The following is a 2,107-nucleotide window of genomic DNA, read 5'->3' as shown; positions in this document are numbered from 1 at the left end:
GTAATATACAGATGATAGGTATCTTGTTATAATATAAATGTATTATAAGGGATAAGATTGTATGGAAGGTAGATTAAACAATGCAGAACAATAAAATCACTAGCAGTTTAGTGATTATTTTAACAGCTGTTATCGGTTTGTTCCTCACGACCCAGTGGTCGTCACCAGTAGCAGCAGCCCAACAGCCAAGTGTCCAATATCGGACGCATGTCCAAAGTATTGGCTGGCAACCCTATGTTGCCTATGGTCAAGTGGCTGGCACAACTGGACAAGGTAAGCGTTTAGAGGCAACGACCATTCAGCTTACTAATCAAGACAGTGCCATGACGGGTAGCATCCAATATCAGACGCACGTCCAAAATATTGGTTGGCAAGACTGGACACAAAATGGTGGTGTCAGCGGAACTTCAGGTCGGGCATTAAGACTAGAAGCGATTCGCATTAAACTGTCAGGTAATATTGCAAACTATTATGATGTTTACTATCGTGTCCATGCGCAAAGCTTTGGCTGGTTAGGTTGGGCATCCAATGGACAAGATGCCGGAACATCTGGATATGGTTATCGCTTAGAAGGTATGGAGGTTGTCTTAGTACCTAAGGGTCAACCTGCACCAGGTAATACAACCAATCCATTTTACGCGAAAATGGCATCAACAGAACAAGATGCCGCAGATAAGATGATGGAATCAAAACTTTCGTCTAATTTTGTAGCTGGAAGTGTTCAAACAGTAGGAAAGTATGCTAAGAAATTGATAGTAGCATTTTCAGTGACTGATCTAACGCCTTTCACAGTCACGAGTGTGTCAGTTTCAGATGGTTCTAATCTATCTGCTTCGTATTCACAAGAAGAATTAGAAGCTTTAGGATTTAATACTAATCCAGGTAATGGGGAAAGGTTTAGCGGCTATTTGGTGCCGAAGCAGGAATCGAGTGGTTGGGATACATCTAACATGTTCGTCACTGCCACTATCAGGCTTCAAAGTGGGAAAGTAATTACCGTTACTCAAAAAGTTCTCCCAGCAACTAATTAAATTAAGTGGCTGCGCTGATTGAATTCTAGCTTTTATGCAAGAATAATTCAAATACAGAATAAAAGTAGGCCCCTTCGTAAAAATTACGAAGGGGTCTACTTTTATTTTGATTCTGATTCTGGCGTCAAGACAAATCATGTTAAACAAAAAATGACATTAAAACAAAACTGGTCGAAAAAACACCGGTATAGTACCGACATCTTTTCGGCCAGTTAATTGCTGAAACTTCGCGCCAATTTTTTGGGTTCAGTTCACTTCAATTAGAAGTGTCTTTTTTATTAACGAATAGCCTTTAAGGCTTCGTCGATTTGATCTAAGATGATTTGTTGATTCGCTGTTTCTTCTAAGTCATAAGTTTGCAAGTCAATCTTAATCTTAGGTGACGCATCATAGGCTTCAAACCAATCACGGTAAGCTGACCAAATGCGGAAGTAGTATTGACGCAATTCGTCATTTTCGTCGAATTGTTCGTAATCACGACCACGCTTCTTGATGCGGTACAAAATCGTTTCAAAGTCTGTTTCCGCGTAGACTAAGAGGTCAGGCGCCTTTTTAGGGAGCTTTTGCAATTCTGCCATCATGTTGTCGAGCAATTGCGTATAAACTTCCATTTCAGCATCTGTGATGTTGCCATCTTTATGATTTTCAGCTGTGAAAAGGGCATCTTCGTAGATTGAACGATCTAAGACATTGTTATCATCGGCCAAAGCTTGCTTAATCATGTCGAAACGACGATTAAGGAAGTAAATTTGTAGTAAGAAACCATACTGCTTTGGATCCGAGTAATAAAGTGGCAAGACTGGATTGTCGCCCACGGGTTCGTAAAATGCTTTTGTGCCAAAATGTTCAGCGATCAAGCTCGTTAATGTCGTTTTGCCAACGCCAATCATGCCTGCTGTAATAATCACCATGACAACCTCCAATTATTTAGTAACCTATTAACTATACAAAAAATCTGGGCAAACAACAAGCCAACCCGCTACGTGGTTTTGCTGGAAAAAGCGAACATTACCCCAAGATGGCTGTTAACTCAACTAGTCAGCAATATTAAAATAATAACCCTGATACGGGAGTAC

Annotated in this window: 2 protein-coding genes; one reads left to right on the top strand and one right to left on the bottom strand. The window is 40.4% G+C overall.

The features are described 5' to 3' along the window. Positions 1 to 80: 80 nt before the first annotated feature. The gene (locus ACW12G_RS07545) at positions 81 to 1,031 is read left to right on the top strand and encodes a hypothetical protein (protein ID WP_455647667.1); all 951 of its coding nucleotides are present in this window, start codon (positions 81 to 83) and stop codon (positions 1,029 to 1,031) included. Between the two features lie 278 nt (positions 1,032 to 1,309). On the opposite strand, the gene ACW12G_RS07540 is transcribed toward ACW12G_RS07545, so the two are convergent. Continuing rightward, on the bottom strand, positions 1,310 to 1,942 hold the full coding sequence (locus ACW12G_RS07540; protein WP_010001254.1) for a deoxynucleoside kinase: 633 nt from the start codon (positions 1,940 to 1,942) through the stop codon (positions 1,310 to 1,312). Positions 1,943 to 2,107: the final 165 nt, after the last annotated feature.

This window comes from Leuconostoc sp. (assembly GCF_965300815.1).
This window is presented reverse-complemented; position numbering and strand designations above follow the sequence as displayed.

What these genes read in the sequence shown, in the direction of transcription:
- ACW12G_RS07540 (WP_010001254.1), bottom strand. Translation starts at nt 1,942, where the DNA reads ATGGTGATTATTACAGCAGGCATGATTGGCGTTGGCAAAACGACATTA.
- ACW12G_RS07545 (WP_455647667.1), top strand. Translation starts at nt 81, where the DNA reads ATGCAGAACAATAAAATCACTAGCAGTTTAGTGATTATTTTAACAGCT.